10 protein-coding genes are annotated in these 15,513 nt (G+C 54.7%); 6 read left to right on the forward strand and 4 right to left on the reverse strand.

Going from position 1 to position 15,513, the window contains the following annotated elements; genetic code table 11:
* The first annotated feature begins 97 nt into the window (after positions 1 to 97).
* Together LAO76_03620 and LAO76_03625 are read left to right on the forward strand one after the other, a co-directional pair.
* On the forward strand, positions 98 to 856 hold the full coding sequence (locus LAO76_03620; protein MBZ5490005.1) for a metallophosphoesterase: 759 nt from the start codon (positions 98 to 100) through the stop codon (positions 854 to 856).
* Between the two features lie 348 nt (positions 857 to 1,204).
* Positions 1,205 to 3,055 (forward strand): ABC transporter ATP-binding protein/permease, encoded by a 1,851-nt coding sequence (locus LAO76_03625; GenBank protein ID MBZ5490006.1) that lies wholly within the window; start codon positions 1,205 to 1,207, stop codon positions 3,053 to 3,055.
* Between the two features lie 12 nt (positions 3,056 to 3,067).
* On the opposite strand, the gene LAO76_03630 is transcribed toward LAO76_03625, so the two are convergent.
* Positions 3,068 to 4,084: a hypothetical protein gene (locus LAO76_03630; GenBank protein MBZ5490007.1), complete on the reverse strand. Its 1,017-nt coding sequence runs from the start codon at positions 4,082 to 4,084 to the stop codon at positions 3,068 to 3,070.
* Between the two features lie 19 nt (positions 4,085 to 4,103).
* On the opposite strand from LAO76_03630, the gene LAO76_03635 reads away from it, so the two are divergent.
* Genes LAO76_03635 through LAO76_03645 form a run of 3 tightly spaced genes read left to right on the forward strand, consistent with a single transcriptional unit; the run spans position 4,104 to position 6,861 of the window.
* On the forward strand, positions 4,104 to 5,318 hold the full coding sequence (locus LAO76_03635; protein MBZ5490008.1) for a phosphatidylserine synthase: 1,215 nt from the start codon (positions 4,104 to 4,106) through the stop codon (positions 5,316 to 5,318).
* Between the two features lie 59 nt (positions 5,319 to 5,377).
* Positions 5,378 to 5,938, forward strand: a complete 561-nt coding sequence (locus LAO76_03640; protein MBZ5490009.1) for a hypothetical protein — start codon at positions 5,378 to 5,380, stop codon at positions 5,936 to 5,938.
* Positions 5,935 to 6,861, forward strand: a complete 927-nt coding sequence (locus tag LAO76_03645; GenBank protein ID MBZ5490010.1) for a metallophosphoesterase — start codon at positions 5,935 to 5,937, stop codon at positions 6,859 to 6,861. Before LAO76_03640 ends, LAO76_03645 begins: the two co-directional genes overlap by 4 nt.
* 47 nt (positions 6,862 to 6,908) lie before the next feature.
* Here LAO76_03645 and LAO76_03650 read toward each other — a convergent pair whose 3' ends face one another.
* A complete protein-coding gene (locus tag LAO76_03650) occupies positions 6,909 to 8,042 on the reverse strand; it encodes a peptidyl-prolyl cis-trans isomerase (protein MBZ5490011.1) in 1,134 nt (377 codons plus the stop codon).
* Between the two features lie 178 nt (positions 8,043 to 8,220).
* Between LAO76_03650 and LAO76_03655 the strand changes: the two genes are divergently transcribed.
* On the forward strand, positions 8,221 to 8,874 hold the full coding sequence (locus LAO76_03655) for a histidine phosphatase family protein (protein MBZ5490012.1): 654 nt from the start codon (positions 8,221 to 8,223) through the stop codon (positions 8,872 to 8,874).
* A gap of 163 nt (positions 8,875 to 9,037) precedes the next feature.
* Here LAO76_03655 and LAO76_03660 read toward each other — a convergent pair whose 3' ends face one another.
* Both LAO76_03660 and LAO76_03665 read right to left on the reverse strand, forming a co-directional pair.
* Positions 9,038 to 11,680, reverse strand: coding sequence for a fibronectin type III domain-containing protein (locus LAO76_03660; GenBank protein ID MBZ5490013.1), 2,643 nt, complete (start codon positions 11,678 to 11,680; stop codon positions 9,038 to 9,040).
* A 431-nt stretch (positions 11,681 to 12,111) separates the two neighbouring features.
* Entirely contained in the window at positions 12,112 to 15,186 is a 3,075-nt protein-coding gene (locus LAO76_03665; protein MBZ5490014.1) for a fibronectin type III domain-containing protein, read from the reverse strand.
* Positions 15,187 to 15,513 lie beyond the last annotated feature (327 nt).

Here is a 15,513-nt window from a genome sequence, read left to right on the forward strand (position 1 = left end):
CGGGCATGCTATCCTGACATTCTTGGTTCGATTAGAAGAATCTGACGGCATTATGGCGTCAGTGAAAACATGATGCCCTTTCGGAAGATGACCGCAAATGCGAGTATTTGCCTTATCGGATATCCATATTGACTACAGCGAAAACGCCAAGTGGATTCAAAACTTATCCGTGGCTGAATATCAGGATGATGTCCTCATTCTTGCCGGCGATATGAGTGATATCCAGAAGCTGCTTGATTGGGGTCTCAACATTCTCACAAAGCGCTTCAAGAAAGTCTTGTTCGTCCCCGGGAATCACGAATTGTGGGTGAGACGCGAGGACCCTGAAAAGAATTCATTGCAGAAGTTCGACGACATATGTGCAGCGGTTAAATCGGCCGGGGCATCCATGGAGGCATTTCACGAGCGCGGTGTCTCAATCATTCCGCTGCTCGGATGGTACGATTACTCCTTTGGCGAGCCGAGCAAGGAACTTCGAGCCACTTGGATGGACTACCATTCGTGCCGCTGGCCGAATGGCTTTACTGACCAGGATATTGCGGCGCACTTTGCTGCCTTCAATGAAGAACGAAACAGCGTGGCAGGCAACAAGGTCATTACTTACTCGCACTTTTTACCCCGCATTGATCTGATGCCCGAGTTCATTCCGAGCGCGCACAGGGTTTTGTATCCGGTCCTGGGTTCCGTGCAGCTTGAGCGCCAGTTGCGCAGGCTCAACCCAGCCATTCATGTTTACGGCCACAGCCATGTGAATCGCCAGGTGAAGATCGACGGCGTTTCTTACATCAATAATGCTTTTGGCTATCCGGGTGAGACCCGGACGTCGAAGCAATTGATGTGTATTCTTGAATGCTAGTGTGGTGTCTCACAAATACCTTACAAAGAGTTGGCCCGATACGTGCTTTCCAAAAGATTATTCCGCGCAGCCGAGGGCGGCTGCGGTCCACAATGATTTGTTTATTGCATGCATTGTCGAGTTATTTCAGCGACACCACACTAACAGGGGTCGCACGGCAATTCCTTCGCGTTCCCCCAAAATAGACAATCCCGTGTCTGGATTCGAGTTTTCTTCCGGTTCACTTTACCCTCAAATCTACATTCAGCGTAGATCCCTCACCCAAGGTGGCCGTCATCCTGTGCTGCTGCATCTTAAGCATGAGGGGAAGGACGGTCCTGCGTGACACGAAAATCCGAGCTTGAGACCATGTCTGCTGCTGCGCAGCCTGTCTCCAGAAAAGCTGATGCAGAGAAAATCGCGGACAGACCGAAGAAGCGTAAGCGCCTGACAATGCGGACGTTGCTACGTCCCCATGCCGGAGCGCTTGCTCTTGGGTTCCTTGCGGTATTGGGTGAAGCTATTGCGAACCTGCTGCAGCCGTGGCCGCTTAAGATCGTCCTGGATGAGGTATTTAAGAATCACGCTGGCAGATCTGATCTGCCTCACTTCGTCTATACATTCGTGGGAGCCGATAAGTTTGCCACCATCAAGTTTGCCTGCATTGCGGTGATGGCCATCGCTCTTCTTGATGCCATCTCTACCTACGGAGAAAAGTACCTGACCACCAGCGTTGGGCAATGGGTCACATACGATCTGCGGCGCGCAATTTATGCTCACATGCAGCGCCTGTCTCTGGCTTTCCACGATCAGAGCCGGACTGGCGACCTCATCAGCCGAGTTACAACCGACGTGGACGACATCCAGACCTTTATCGCTTCAGGTCTGTTGAGTTCAGTGATCAATGTGCTGACTCTTGTTGGCATGATCGGCGTGATGTTCTGGCTGAACTGGCGTTTTACGTTGATTGCGCTTTCCGTTGCGCCGATTCTCTTTCTGGTGGTTTATAGCTACACGCGCCGCATCAAGAAAGCCGCGCGCAAAGTCAGGAAAAAAGAGAGCGCAGTTTTCTCTGTGGTGGAAGAAGTCTTGTCTTCCATTCGCGTCGTCAAGGCTTTTGCGCGGGAAAGATATGAGCAGGAGAGGCTGGAAGAAGCCAGCCTTGCCGAAGTGGAATCGTCACTGCGTGCCCGCAGCCTGAAAGCAAAACTCACGCCGCTGGTGGATGTGATTGTTGCTGCCGGAACGTGCCTGGTGTTGTGGTTCGGCGCGCGGCTTACGCTTAGCGGCACTTTGTCAGTAGGATCGATGGTGCTCTTTGTGCAATACCTGAGCAAGATGTACAAGCCCATGCAGGAACTTTCCAAGATGACCGACACCTATTCCAAGGCCGCCGTGGGCTATGAGCGCATCCAGGAAATCCTGCAAACCGATAATGAAGTTCACGATCTTCGCGGCGCCAAGGCCGTAAAAAAACTAAAAGGGAAGATTGAGTTTGAGCACGTTTCCTTTGCCTACTTGCCTGACCAGCCCATTATCCAGAACATGAGTTTTTGTATTGCGCCGGGACAGGTCGCGGCTGTGGTTGGCCCCACCGGTGTTGGCAAGACGACAATTTTAAGCCTGGTGCCGCGGTTCTACGATCCCAATGAAGGCGTAATAAAAATTGACGGCATAGACGTGAGAAAGATCAAGCAACAATCGCTCCGGCAGCACATCAGCTATGTCTTGCAGGAGAACGTGCTATTTCACGGGCCGCTGTGGCAGAACATTGCGTATGGCAAGCCGGAAGCGTCGAGGAAAGAGATTGAGCGGGCCGCCGAACAGGCCAATGCCATGGAATTTATTGAAAAACTGTCACAAGGTTTTGACACGATCGTGGGTGAACGCGGCATGACACTTTCCGGCGGACAGCGTCAACGGATCGCGATTGCTCGCGCCATCATCCGCAATACGCCGATCCTGATGCTGGATGAGCCGACGTCAGGGCTGGACGCGGCGTCTGAAAAATTGGTATTTGAGGCGCTGGACCGGCTGATGGAAGGGAAAACCACCATCGTGGTTGCACACCGCCTTTCAACCATTCGCCGCGCTGATGTAATTTTTGTTGTGAATGAAGGCGCCATTGTGGAGCAAGGCGGGCATGAAGAACTGCTCAAAGCACGTGGCCTGTATTCGGAATTACATAAACTTCAGTTCAAGGGCGAGGAAGCCGCCTAGAAAAGTTTTCCATCATAATTGGTTCAGCTCGGCAATGCGGACCTGTACAACTTTGGTGAAGGCTGCTGCTTTGTCTGGCGGATAGCCGCCGGCGCGAAAGGCATCGAGGATTTGGTCCGTGGAGAGATGGGCGAGCAAAGATCCCAGCCACTTTGCGTCAGCCCGCGGCACGTGGTTTCCGACCCATCGCATATGGACTTGGTGAATGTAGCTGGGCAGGACAAGCAGGTGGAGCAGCGGCGGCCGGCGAGGGAAGTTGAAGTCCACATGATCCGGCGCGACCCTGGAGATGAACCTGGCCTTTCTGTATTCCTTCAAATTATTTTTTGACGCGGCTTCGGTCCAGTGCTTGCCGGAAGCGCCGAAAGCTGTGCCCACGTCAGTGACAAGATACTGTTGCTGGCCGTTTTTGTCGGTGAAGATGCCGTTGTTCTCGTCCTTGAGGTCCCAGTTGCTCAATAAAACCATCATTACCCGCAGCCCATTGAACTCGCGTGTGCCGAAAAATGGATTGTGGCGCCAGCTCCAGTTGGCTTCTTTCTTTTCATCACCACGGTGCCGCTGAAGGCGGGCTCCATCAATATGGTCCGGAGAAATCACGTGCCCTTGCCCGCGGTGCAGGTGGCCGGGAAGGCCCTTCACTTCCAGGTCGGCACAGAAATAGTTTTCATTGGTGAAATAGCCTATGGCCCATAGCAGCCGGGTGGCTACTACTTCTGGCTGGGCCTCAATTCCCAGCTTGGCTTTCCACTTTGTCCCATTCGCGTCCTCAACATCGAACTTGGAATTTTGTCCGTGCTTATCTTCTTTCAAGAATTTCAGCGGCAATTGCGGACGATGCTTTTCTCCGCCGGGACCGTTCAACAGGTCTTTTGACTTGATGTCGCCAGGTTCATGCCAGATAGCGTGTGCGACGGACGAACTATCCCCGTTCTCTTTTTGGCCCAACGCGGGCAAAGCTGTGGCGACGACCAGCACGGCGAGTGCAAATAGCCATCGGCGAAAAGACGCGTAACCGCAAGAAGGCATGAGAGTACCCGAAAGTTGGATGCTGATTTCGGGGCGGAGGAACAGCCAAAGCCACGGCCAAAGCCGCAGGCCAGAGCTGCATCTAACTATTCTGGTAGGCGCGCGGCCACCAGGAAGTCTCAATTCACTATGTGGAGACAAAGGAGCACCATTGAAGCTGATCGTTCAGCCGGCGGATGGCGCCGCGCCCCTGCTCAAAGCCATCAAACGGGCCAAGAAAAGTATTGAAATTGTTATTTTCCGCTTCGATCAGACAGAGATCGAGCACGCACTGGAAGATGCCGCCCAGCGAGGCGTTTTTGTCCATGCGCTGATCGCATTTACCAATCGCGGTGGTGAGAAAAATCTGCGCAAGCTGGAAATGCGGTTCCTGGAAAAAGGAATCACGGTCGCGCGGACCGCGGACGACCTGATCCGCTATCACGGCAAAATGATGCTTGTGGACGGCAAGGAACTCTATTTGCTGACCTACAACTTTACCCATCTGGACACGGAGCGGAGCCGCAGCTTTGGCATTGTGACCAGAAACCGCGAACTGGTAAAGGAAGCATCGCGACTTTTTGCCTGTGACACGCAGCGGCAAACTTATAAATCCAGTTCGAAGAAGTTTCTGGTTAGCCCGGTGAATGCGCGGCAGGTCCTAGAGACGTTCCTGAAGGGAGCCAAGAAGGAACTTCTGATTTATGACGTCGACATCGCGGACAAAGAAATCCTGCGCATCTTGCAGGAGCGATTGCAGGTGGGAGTGCAGGTCAAGATCATCGGGCACGTTTCCCGCAACCGGCATCTTTCCGCGCGCGTATTTAAGCGCATGCGGCTGCACACGCGGGTGATCATTCGGGATTGTAAACAGGCATTTCTGGGCAGCCAGAGTATGCGCAAGCTTGAACTGGATGAGCGGCGCGAAATCGGCATGATTGTGAACAACGCCAAGGTCGTCAGTTCCATGGTTACGGTTTTTGAAGATGACTGGAAGGCATCAACGCCGGCGGACCGTCGCGCTGACAAGAAACGCGTGAGTGCGAAGGCGGAACGGACATCGAGGAAAGTCAGCAAGGCTGTGAGAAAAAAGCTTGCCCCGGCCACGGTGGTGCAACAGGTGGTTAAGGTCATCGAGAAGGAAGCAAACGTGGAAGTAGATCGCGACGAAGCGCGCGAAATGGTAAAAGGCGCGCTGGCGAAAGCAGTGAAGAAGACAGCGGCAAAGATCGTGGAAGAAGCGGTAGCGGAGTAGCAGTTCGGCCGGCATATTGAGGTTGCTGCATCTAAGCACTAATAAGGATGATGTTCTTTATGAAGCTTCACGCTTCCACAAGTTGGCTGTCATTGAGCTTGCTCGTGGTTTTCTTGTTCTCGTGCGCGATGGCGCAAGAAGGAAACGACGGCGCGGTCAAGGAGTTCCAGGACCGGATAGGCAACTATCTATCGGCGAAGAAGAAACAAGACATCGTGAAGAAGCCGACTGACTCTCCCGGCAAGCTCGCTGAAGAAAAGCAAAAGACGGCAGAAAAGACCCAGCAGGCACGCCCAGAGGCCCAACGCGGAGATATCTTTACGCCGGCGGTTTCGGCTTATTTCAAAAAGCAGATTGAGAGCACGTTGCGTGGACCCGAGGGCGGCAAAATCCGCGCAAGCCTCCGGCATGCCGAGCCGTTGCCAAACGTGCAACTGCGGGTGAATGCAAAATATCCCAGGAACCTGCCGCTGCAATCGACCCCTCCGACGCTGCTGAAGCACCTGCCGCCACTTCCCAAAGAGCTTCAATACCGGATCGTGGGTTCAACGCTGTTGCTCTATGACATGGCTTCCGGTCTAGTTGTGGACTTTATTCCCGGAGCGGTACCGGCGGCATGAAACAAAGCAGAGTAACGATCTACCGAAACGTGATGATGCTTGTTGCAACGCTGGCATTGGCGCTGGTGGGACACGTGCGAGTGGCCCAGGCAGATCCAGGAGCAGTAGCATCGCAAGCGGAGTCCGCGGGCAAGCTTGATGTCAGAATTCCGCTGCTGGACAAGTCAGTGCGATTTGCCGTGATCGGAGACAGTGGGACCGGCGCTCGGGCGCAATATGAAGTGGCGCAGATGATGGAAGCCTATCAGCAAGCTACAAAATTCGATTTCGTAATCATGCTGGGTGACAACATTTACGGCAGCCACTCGCCGAGAGACTTTGTTAAAAAATTTGAGCAGCCTTACAAGCCTCTGTTGGATGCGGGGGTGAAGTTTTACGCGTCGCTGGGCAACCACGACGATCCCGACGACGAACGGCTCTACAAGCCCTTCAACATGGGCGGTGAACGTTATTATGCGTTTCGCAAAGGCGAAGCAGCGTTTTTTGCGCTGGACAGCAATTACATGGACCCCAGACAGCTCAGCTGGCTCGACCAGAACCTGAAGAACTCGCAAGGCACATGGAAAATCTGTTTCTTCCACCATCCTTTATATAATGATGGCCGTCACCATGGCGCTGACTCTGATTTGCGCACGCAGGTGCTTCCCCTGTTTGAGCGCTACGGCGTGAATGCTGTGTTCTCAGGCCATGAACACGTCTACCAGAGAATCAAGCCGGAAAATAATATCTACTACTTTGTTCTGGGCAATTCCGGCAAGCTGATGACGCATGACTTTGGCGAAGCCAGAGAGCGGGTGAAAGGCTTTGATTCCGACCAGAGTTTCATGCTGGTGGAGATTGCGGGCGACAAGCTGTACTTCCAGACAATTTCACGCAGCGGTGAAACTATTGATTCCGGCGAGCTGCCGCGAATTCATCCATAGAATTTTTTGGTCAACTAGTTTTCAGGAAGCCAGTGGCCATCGGCTTTTTATTTTGGCGAAGCAGGTTGTTGCGCGGGATTTCCAGTTGGGACGCCTGGCGCCGGAGTTCCCGGCGTGACAGGTTGGGGATAGATCGCACCCGATGACGGTGGATTTCGCAGGATTGGGCCGGCCGTTCTGCCGGTAGGACCAAAAAACTGCTCGTTGAACTCCGGATGTATGTTTCCGGTCACGGCCTTTAGGGTAGCTTCCATATTCTTCTGATGCAGATCGCGCACGATTTCGGCTTTGACATATTCAAGCGGAATGGTATCGCGGCTGCGAAGCTTATAAATATTTACTCCGGACATTTCATTCTCAAGTTTGGTAACTTCACCCGGCTTCAAAGCGAGCAGGTCCTTTTCAATCCCCGCCGGCAGGCCGCCTCTGCGCTTCATCCCAAGATCGGTCTTTGGAGGAGAGGGGAGAGAGAGAGTTTTATAGACTTCATCCTGGAGCTTTTGTGTTTCTTCACCCCGGGCTGCCCGCTCGTGAATGTCATTGGCCATTTGCTGGAATTTCTTTTGGTACTCAGCGCGCGCGGCGGGCGTGCGATTGGTGTTGATTGAAGGAATGATGATGCGCTCAACTTTAAAGGAATCGTATTTGGAAATATTTTCCTTGTAGTAGGCCTCAATCTCTTCCTGCGGCGGGTTGCTGAATTTTTCTTCAAGGGAATGGCGGTAGGTGTCAGCCAACGCCCGGACGCGCGCTATCCTCATCAATTCCTGGAAGCGCGGATCGTTTTCTGCGCCGGCCTTTTCACCTTCACTAGCCAGGGCCAGCAACTGGGCATAACTTTCCGCAAAACTTCGCATTGCGGCTGGATTGGAGATTTGCGCCGCGAGATTCATCCCGGAGAGCATGCTGTTGAACTGCTCTTTGGTGATCACGGTCTGGCAAGAATCAGATTTGGCAGCGCCACTTTTCGCGGAAGCCGTGGTCCTTGGGCAAACACCTTGAATTGTCACGACCGGGGCACCCGGGGCCACGTTATCGGGATTAAAAGACTGTTGCGGTAAAGGAGGTGCGGGCTGCTGGGCGAGGGGTGGACGAGAAAGACCTTGCGCCGGAGGAGCGATCGATGTCTGAGCGAACGCACATGTTCCAGCCAGAAGAGTGGTAATAAGAATTCGGATCATGAATGACGAGACCTTCCTCAGCAACGATAGCAAGAAATTTGGGGGAGATGCGCTATCCTACCATATGTTGTTTTCCGGTGGGGCGACTTCCTTTACATCCCGCATTGGCGTTATAGGGTGATCACCTGATGCGACATCACCACAATGAGTGCTGTTGAGGATGGAGGCACAGCCGCCCATGCGGATTTTCCGCTCAGCCAAACTGCTAAAAGGTGATACAAACATCAGGAAGACCACGGAGGTCGATAATTCACGCATGAAATCTTTATTCTTTCGCGCAATTTTTCCTGCTCTATTGCTTTGCCAACTGGCAGCCGCCCAGCAAAACGTGCGCACCGTATTCCTGGTGCGACACGCGGAGAAGGCTTCTGCCGCCGCAGACGCGCCGCTGAGCGCTGAAGGGGAAAAGCGGGCAGAATGCCTGGCCACCACCCTTAAGGACGCTGGCATAAAACAGATCTATGTGACGGACGTTCTACGCACACAGCAAACAGCGGCGCCACTAGCCAAAGCGCTAAAAATCAAGCCGACAATTCTTCCCGCCAAAGACCCCAACGCACTGATCAAGAACCTGGTTTATACGGGCGGCGGAAACATTCTGGTGGTGGGACACAGTGACACAGTGCCCTTTGTGATCGCCCGCCTTCAGGGTGGCACAGTGGCGCCCATCGGCGAAAATGAATATGACCGACTGTTCGTGATGACTATTGCGGAAGCTGCCGGCATGCCAGCTTCGACTTTGCACTATTGCAGCGCGGGCACTCCGGCCAAGGCCACGCCCACACCGGCGCATCCGGCCAAGAAGAAGGCCCCGGCAAAAAAAATGTACTAAGTTCTTACCACCTGAAACAAAGGCGGGTCTAATGCAGACCCGCCTTTTGTTATGTGTGGCCGCAGTCCTTTGGTAAGGAGGCTTATGAGCCGATCTACATCTTGTCTAGGTTGCACAGTCCAAACTGCCGAAGCCTGATTGCGCGTCGGCAGTCCGGAGCTGGTTAATGGACTCGGATCGTTATAGTTGCCGTCGGATTTGACGTATCGATCCCGTCAAAGCTGACTGTGCCTGTGGGCAGCAACTGCAAGTTGTTCTGGTTGGGCGCGGTGATGTTGACCGTCACTTTCATGACCGTAACCGGGTTTGCCGATTTGGGGCCGCCGAGGCTGGCAATGCTGCAGAGCACCAGGTTTGTGTTGATCAATCCCGGAACAGGTGCATTGCATGTGACGGGATTGCTGCCGCTATTTGGAGTGGCGGTCACTCCAGTAATCGTCAGCAGGCTGTCAATGTTCAGCGCGAGCAGGAGATTGTTTGCCTGAACGCCTGTAGTGTTTTGGACCGTCCAGGTCAGAGTTCCCGCCTGTCCTGGGTTGAGGCTGGTGGGCAGGCCATTGCCTGAAATCGGGACGGAGATTTGCGCCGAGCCGGTTGGCGGAGGCGCTCCAGGAGGCGAAGTAGTGCGGTGCTCCTCCTTGAAAGTGGTGGATGACCCGGCCACATCATTTGCCGTGACGCGCGAGGTGAGCGTGATCTGCGCTTTCTGCATTTGCACAGCCACATCAATGACAACCACCTGGCCAGGAGCCATGTTACCTAGCCCACAAGCCACGTTTGTTACGCCCGTCCCGCCCGCCGTGCAGGTTCCCTGTGGCGGCTCAGTAACAATGATGAATGCTCCGTCCGTGGTGCTGAGAACGTTGTTCACGATCACATTAGTGACCGGGAAGAGCGAGGTATTTGTGACCGTGACTTCATAGGAGACAATCGCCGGTACAGGATTTTGCGAAGGCGGTCCCGAGACCAGGATTTTCATCACCGGGACGTTGGCGGCTGAAGGCGTGATTGGAGCTGAAGGATCCGATTCCAGACCATCTCCTCCAGCACTTGTGGCATGGACGGTGAAGCTGTACGCCGTGCCGTCAGTGAGTCCGGAGACGATGGTATTCACGCTGCTGCTGCTCGGGGCGGCAATGGTTGAACTGATACCCGTGGGAACGCCGTTCACCAGAGCGGTCACCGTATAAGAAGTAATCAGCGTGCCGTTGCTATTGATGGGAGCTGTCCAGGAGACATATGCCTGCGTGTCTCCGGCAATCGCACCGACGCCGGTTGGCGCGGCAGGAATTCCGGCGCCTAGCGGCACCACATTGCTGGGTGCTGATAGCGGACTGGAACCCTGTGCATTGCTGGCGGAAACCTGGAATTGATATGCCACGTTTTGCGCAACATTAATGTTGGCGGATGTGGGCGGGAAGAGACCGCCACCAAGCGGGGCGACCAACACGTCTGGAAGCAGAAGACCGTTGGACGCGAAGTTGTTATGGACGGTATAGCTGGTGATCGGCTGGGCCACCTGCGCGGGACTCCATGCGATAGCTGCAGGTAACGTGCCGCCGCCGGTAGCGATGACATCGAGCGGAGCTCCGGGAGGCGCGGGCGCGGCGGATGTTTGTGTGGTCTGGAACAATCTTCCGGCTCCGGCTGTGCCAAGAGCGCTGGGATCGTCACCAGCGTACACAATGAGGTTCGCAGGATCGGTCCCATCAATTCCTACGGACGTGACATTGGAAAGCGGATTCGCAGACGAGTTGGTGTAGGTGAGAGTAAGGGTCTGACCTGCCGAACCACCCGTGACGTTCCCGACCCACGCGACATCCGTGGGCAAGCCAATATAAAGATTGTTGCCATTGATGGCGGGATAGAACTGGTCGCCAGTCATGGCCGTAGCGCCAACGATAGAGGGAAGGGTGAGCTTGATTGTGCCATTGCTGGAACTGCACGCCGGGTTGGTGCCAACGAGGCAAACCGTATCAGCATTGGGAATTACGAATACAGATTCAGGACTGGCGCCCCAAAGATCGTGTCCCATCCATGCAATGCCCGCGCCCACGCGATTATTGGGGATGGTGGCAACGTTCTGCATGAACTGGCTGCACGTTCCAAAGTTCGTAGATGTAACGGCACCTGGATTGTTGAACTTAAATATCAGCGCAGCCTTGGCCAGGCCGACCCAGAGATTACCTTCAGGATCGAGAGCGGCGGAGTTAGGAAAGAGCTGAGAGCCGGGCAAAGCGCAACCGGTCTGTCCTGCGGGAAAGATGCTGCCGGATGGACTGCCGCCCAGACTGAAGAGCGATGTTTGATCCAACGATCCATTGCCGTTGTCTCCGGCGGGAAGATAGCTGATTCTAAAAATACCTTGAGAGACGCGCTGATTGTCGACGAAGTAAAGCAGGTTGTTGCCCGGGTCAAGGGCCATGGCTCCGCCCAGAATGGCAAAACCCGAGAGGCAGGTTGCAGGATTGATGGCATAAGGCCCCGGAGAATCGAGATCGGGATCCATGCGGCAGAGGCCCGCGGTGGCGTCGCCTACCCAAAGGTGGCGGATTGGTTGATTTGTGACCGGGCTCAGAGCTGTGCCATAAAGCACCTGAGCGCCCGTGGGAGCGGTGATTGAACTCTGTGCAGGTGTGCCGGCAAACTGGATTGTGCTGGTAGTTGGGGTGATCGTTGATTGGGCGTTTGCTGAAAAAGTTGCAAACGCGAAGAAAACTGCAAGGCAAAACAAAACTGCCGTGGACTTTCCGCGCAAAACAGATTTGCTTGCCGCCAATGTAACAGCCGTAATATAGGGTCTCACTTTTTAGCCTTCCCGTCCCGGAACCCTTGGATCCCGGGATCTTTTGCTGACATTCAAAAAGAAGGCATCATCCAAACTGCCCGGCACCATTTACATCCGGAAGTGCCGTAAAACTCATTAGTGTTGCGAATCACGGCGTCAGATCTTTACGCCTTTCACCTCATCAATTCTGGTTTCAAAAACGGCGAATATTTTTAACGCTTGCACAATTGGTAACAGAGTTTCCCAAGTTGGACTTTCATTCTTCAATCAAGAGAGGAATGAACGTGGTCAGTAGCGGTTGGCAATAAAGTCTTTTTCAGGCGCAAAAAAAGCGGGCCCATGGATGAGCCCGTATTTTTTGCGCGAATAATACTAAAGCAAAAACCTTTCTTTTCTGGTATCGCAGAACTGCCGGGACGTTGTTCACCTCCCGGCAGCCCGCGTTTGTTCTATCTCACGGTGATGACCACAGTTTTCGAGTTAGGTAACGTATCGGTGCCTCCCGGTCCGAAAGTGACCGTGCCAATCACGTTGAACACCGCTTTGGACGTGCCCGCTGCCGGAGTCACGTTCTGAGTGACGATCATGGTTTGCGGTGGTTTGGCGCCGCCTTTGGTGGATCCGCCAAGGGCCGCGGTTGGATTTGTCGCGGTTGCGGTGACGGAGCAAACGAACTGCGTCCCGTTGACGCCATTCACGGTTGCCGCTGTACCAGCCGCACAAACAGCAGAGCCTCCGTTGTTTACCGTCACACTCGGCGGATTTGGCGAATTGATGATTAACCCGTTTGGAGTGAAGAGGGTGAACACAACATTTGGAGCGGGTGTGAAGCTTGTGTTGGAGATGGTCCAGGTGATGTTACCTGCCTGGCCCACGTTAGGATTTGGAGCCTGTGCGTTGCCCGCCACTGAGACAGCCGTCGATATAGTTGAAACTGTCGGCAATGGCACGGTGGTTGCTTCGCTGGTAGTTGCGTTTGCCAGCAGCGTACCGGCCTGGTCAGTTCCGCTTGCGACCACAGTGTTGAGGATGGCCTGGTTCTGGACTTGCACGGTCACGGTCATGGTTGCCGAAGATCCGGCATTCAGGACTCCCTGATTGCAGCTAACGCTTATCACGCCAGAGCCCCCTGCAGTGCACGTACCCTGACTGGTTTGAGCCACCAGAATGTTAGACAGCGGCAAACCGGTAATGGTTCCGGAACCGCTGGTAGCCGCGGCACCTGCCTGAGCATATGTCAGCGTGGTGGCGGTTGGAACATCCTGGATCGTAAATGTTCCGTTGAACGATGCATCGGTAACTCCAGCAATGGTTATGCTCTGTCCGATGTTCAATCCGTGCGGGCTGCTCGTAGTGATTGTGACGATGCCCGTAGCCACATTGCGCGATGCGCCGCCAGCAACGATCGTGGCGGGAATCGGGGACAAGGTGTGAGTTACTGACACGTTAGCAGGGAAGTTCGACGTGGCAGTAATCGGATTGGAAACAGTGATCGTATAAGTGGCCTGCGACGGCACGCTAGAAACCGACGAGGGACCGCTCATCGTTACGTTTAGAACCGGCACATGAGTTGCTGACGGAGTGACGGCATTCGAAGGCGCGGAAGGCAAGCTCGGACCAGCAAGGTTGATGGCCTGGACCGTAAATGTGTAGCTCACGCCGTTGGTAAGACCGCCGACCAATGCCGTGCCGATATTTCCGGTTGCTGGTGGCGGAATGCTGGCCAGAATTCCACCAGGACTCGACGTCACCAGATAACTAGTGATGGGCGCGCCTTGTGGAGGCGGTGAGACTGTGAATGATACGGATGCCTGTGTGTCACCAGGAATGGCCGATACGCCCGTGGGAGCCGCAGGAATTGCGATGCCCGGAGGAGTAACCGGAGCGCTCGGAGCCGAATCCGGGCTGGTGCCTGAGGCATTTGTGGCGCTGACGGTGAAGGTATACGTGGTGCCATTTGTCAGGCCGCCGATAAAAACAGAGGTGGGCGGGAAGAGAGAGCCAGCGGCCGGAACAACAGCTTGTGAACCAGCTGCAACGCCGCCAATCAAGGTGTTCACGGTATAGCTGGTGACCGGCTGATTCGATTGTGCCGGACTCCAATTTACCGTGACGGCATTATTGCTGGCGACTCCAAAAACGTTGAGCGGAGCGCCGGGAGCAGCCGTGGCGGGAGGAGTCGGACAATTGAGCACGTAAGGTGCAGGCGCCGGCGCAGGGACCGGACCAGGGATGCCCTGGCAAGTCTGGAACCACATGCCTTGCCCGAGCAAACCCGCGCCGCCGTAATCGTCAGCGCTATAAAGCACAATGTTGGCGGGATCACTGGCATCCACACCCAGGCCATTGATGTTTGCAATTGCCTGGCTGGGGCCGCCCACGGGATTGAACGTGCCGTAAAAAGTCGTATCGAGAGTCGTTGCCGCCATGCCAGCGTCGGCAGCCGAGGCGTTTCCTAACCATGCAGTGTTGAAAGGACCACCCGCGGGAGAGAGCGAGAAATACACGTTGTTGCCGTTGACGGCGGGATAATACTGGTCGCTCATGGTGGCCGTGGGAGCCGCGCCAATTGGTCCGGCCAACACATTGATCACGTCCGTTGGGGCAAGGCACAATCCGTGCGGAGGAACGGCGCAGGTGGTGTCGGCATTTTTTACAAAGAAAGGCGACGTGCCGTCCGCGCCCCACAAATCATGGCCAACAAAAGCCAGGCCATTGGATATTTTGTTGACCGTGGCAACAGGCGTGATGAACTGGTCGCAAGTGCCGAAGCCGGTTTCAGACGCGGTGCCCGGCTGGTTGAAACGAACGATCGAGCCGCTCTTCTTGAAGCCGACCCAGAGATCGCCGAGAGGACTAAGAGTCGCCGCAGCCGGCAGACCGGGATTTCCAGGAAGTGGGCAACCTGTAGTGCCTCCGCCGAAGCGCGCGCCGGTAGTGTTGCCTGCCATTACAAATACACTGGAGAAATCCAGAAAGCCATGGCCGCTGTCACCGGTGGCGATATAGCCAATTCGCATGATGCCCTGTGACGCGCGCTGCTCATCTACGAAATAGAGATAATTCGTTGCGACCGTAGGATTCGCGGGATCAAGGAAATGCGGCGTGGGATCAAACGCCATGGGGCCGCCGGTAATGGACGCGCCATTAATCTTGAACGGGCAAGTTTGCAGGTTCATTGCGTATGGTCCGGGCGAATCCAGGTCCGGATCCACACGGCAGATCCCTGAAGTAGCATCCGCCACCCACAGGTGGCGTTCCGGTTGGCCGGTAGCGGGACTGAGCGCCGTCCCCGTTAAAATAATGCCGCCCAAAGGTGCGGTGACCGCGGCATCGGTGGTGCCCTGCGGGTTAGGTACGCCAAGATATTGAACTGTTGTAGTGGGTGGCGTGACGATGGTTTGGGCTTTCGCCGTGACAATGGCGAGCATCAGAATTGTTACCAGACAGAACAAATTGCGCGCTGAGAGTGTTTGAACGCAGTTTTTGCCCTGGGCAGCTGTAGTCCGTGTGGAGGAGCTCATTTTTTTCGCCTTTTTGTCCCGGAGCTTAGCCCCAGGATCTTCCTTGCTTTTTTATGATGGCAAGGTTTCATCCGTGCAAAACAACGACTGCCGCATTGCGAGCTACTCCCTCGAGAGTGCGGACAGTTGCGATCTTCACCAAGCCCAGCTTCGCAAACATCGGAAGAGCGAGCTGTGCCCATTAAAAAGGCGAAGATTCGCCAATTAGTGTCCTCAGTTTTAGGCCTTAGGAATTAGACCGACATTGGAGAATCATTAAAGTTTTTAATCTGGAGAAAATTTGCAGTGTTTGCGCGTGTTTGCCAGCGTGCGGTGTCAGAATTTTTC

Source organism: Terriglobia bacterium (genome assembly GCA_020072645.1).
In the GTDB taxonomy this organism is placed as follows: domain Bacteria; phylum Acidobacteriota; class Terriglobia; order Terriglobales; family Acidobacteriaceae; genus Angelobacter.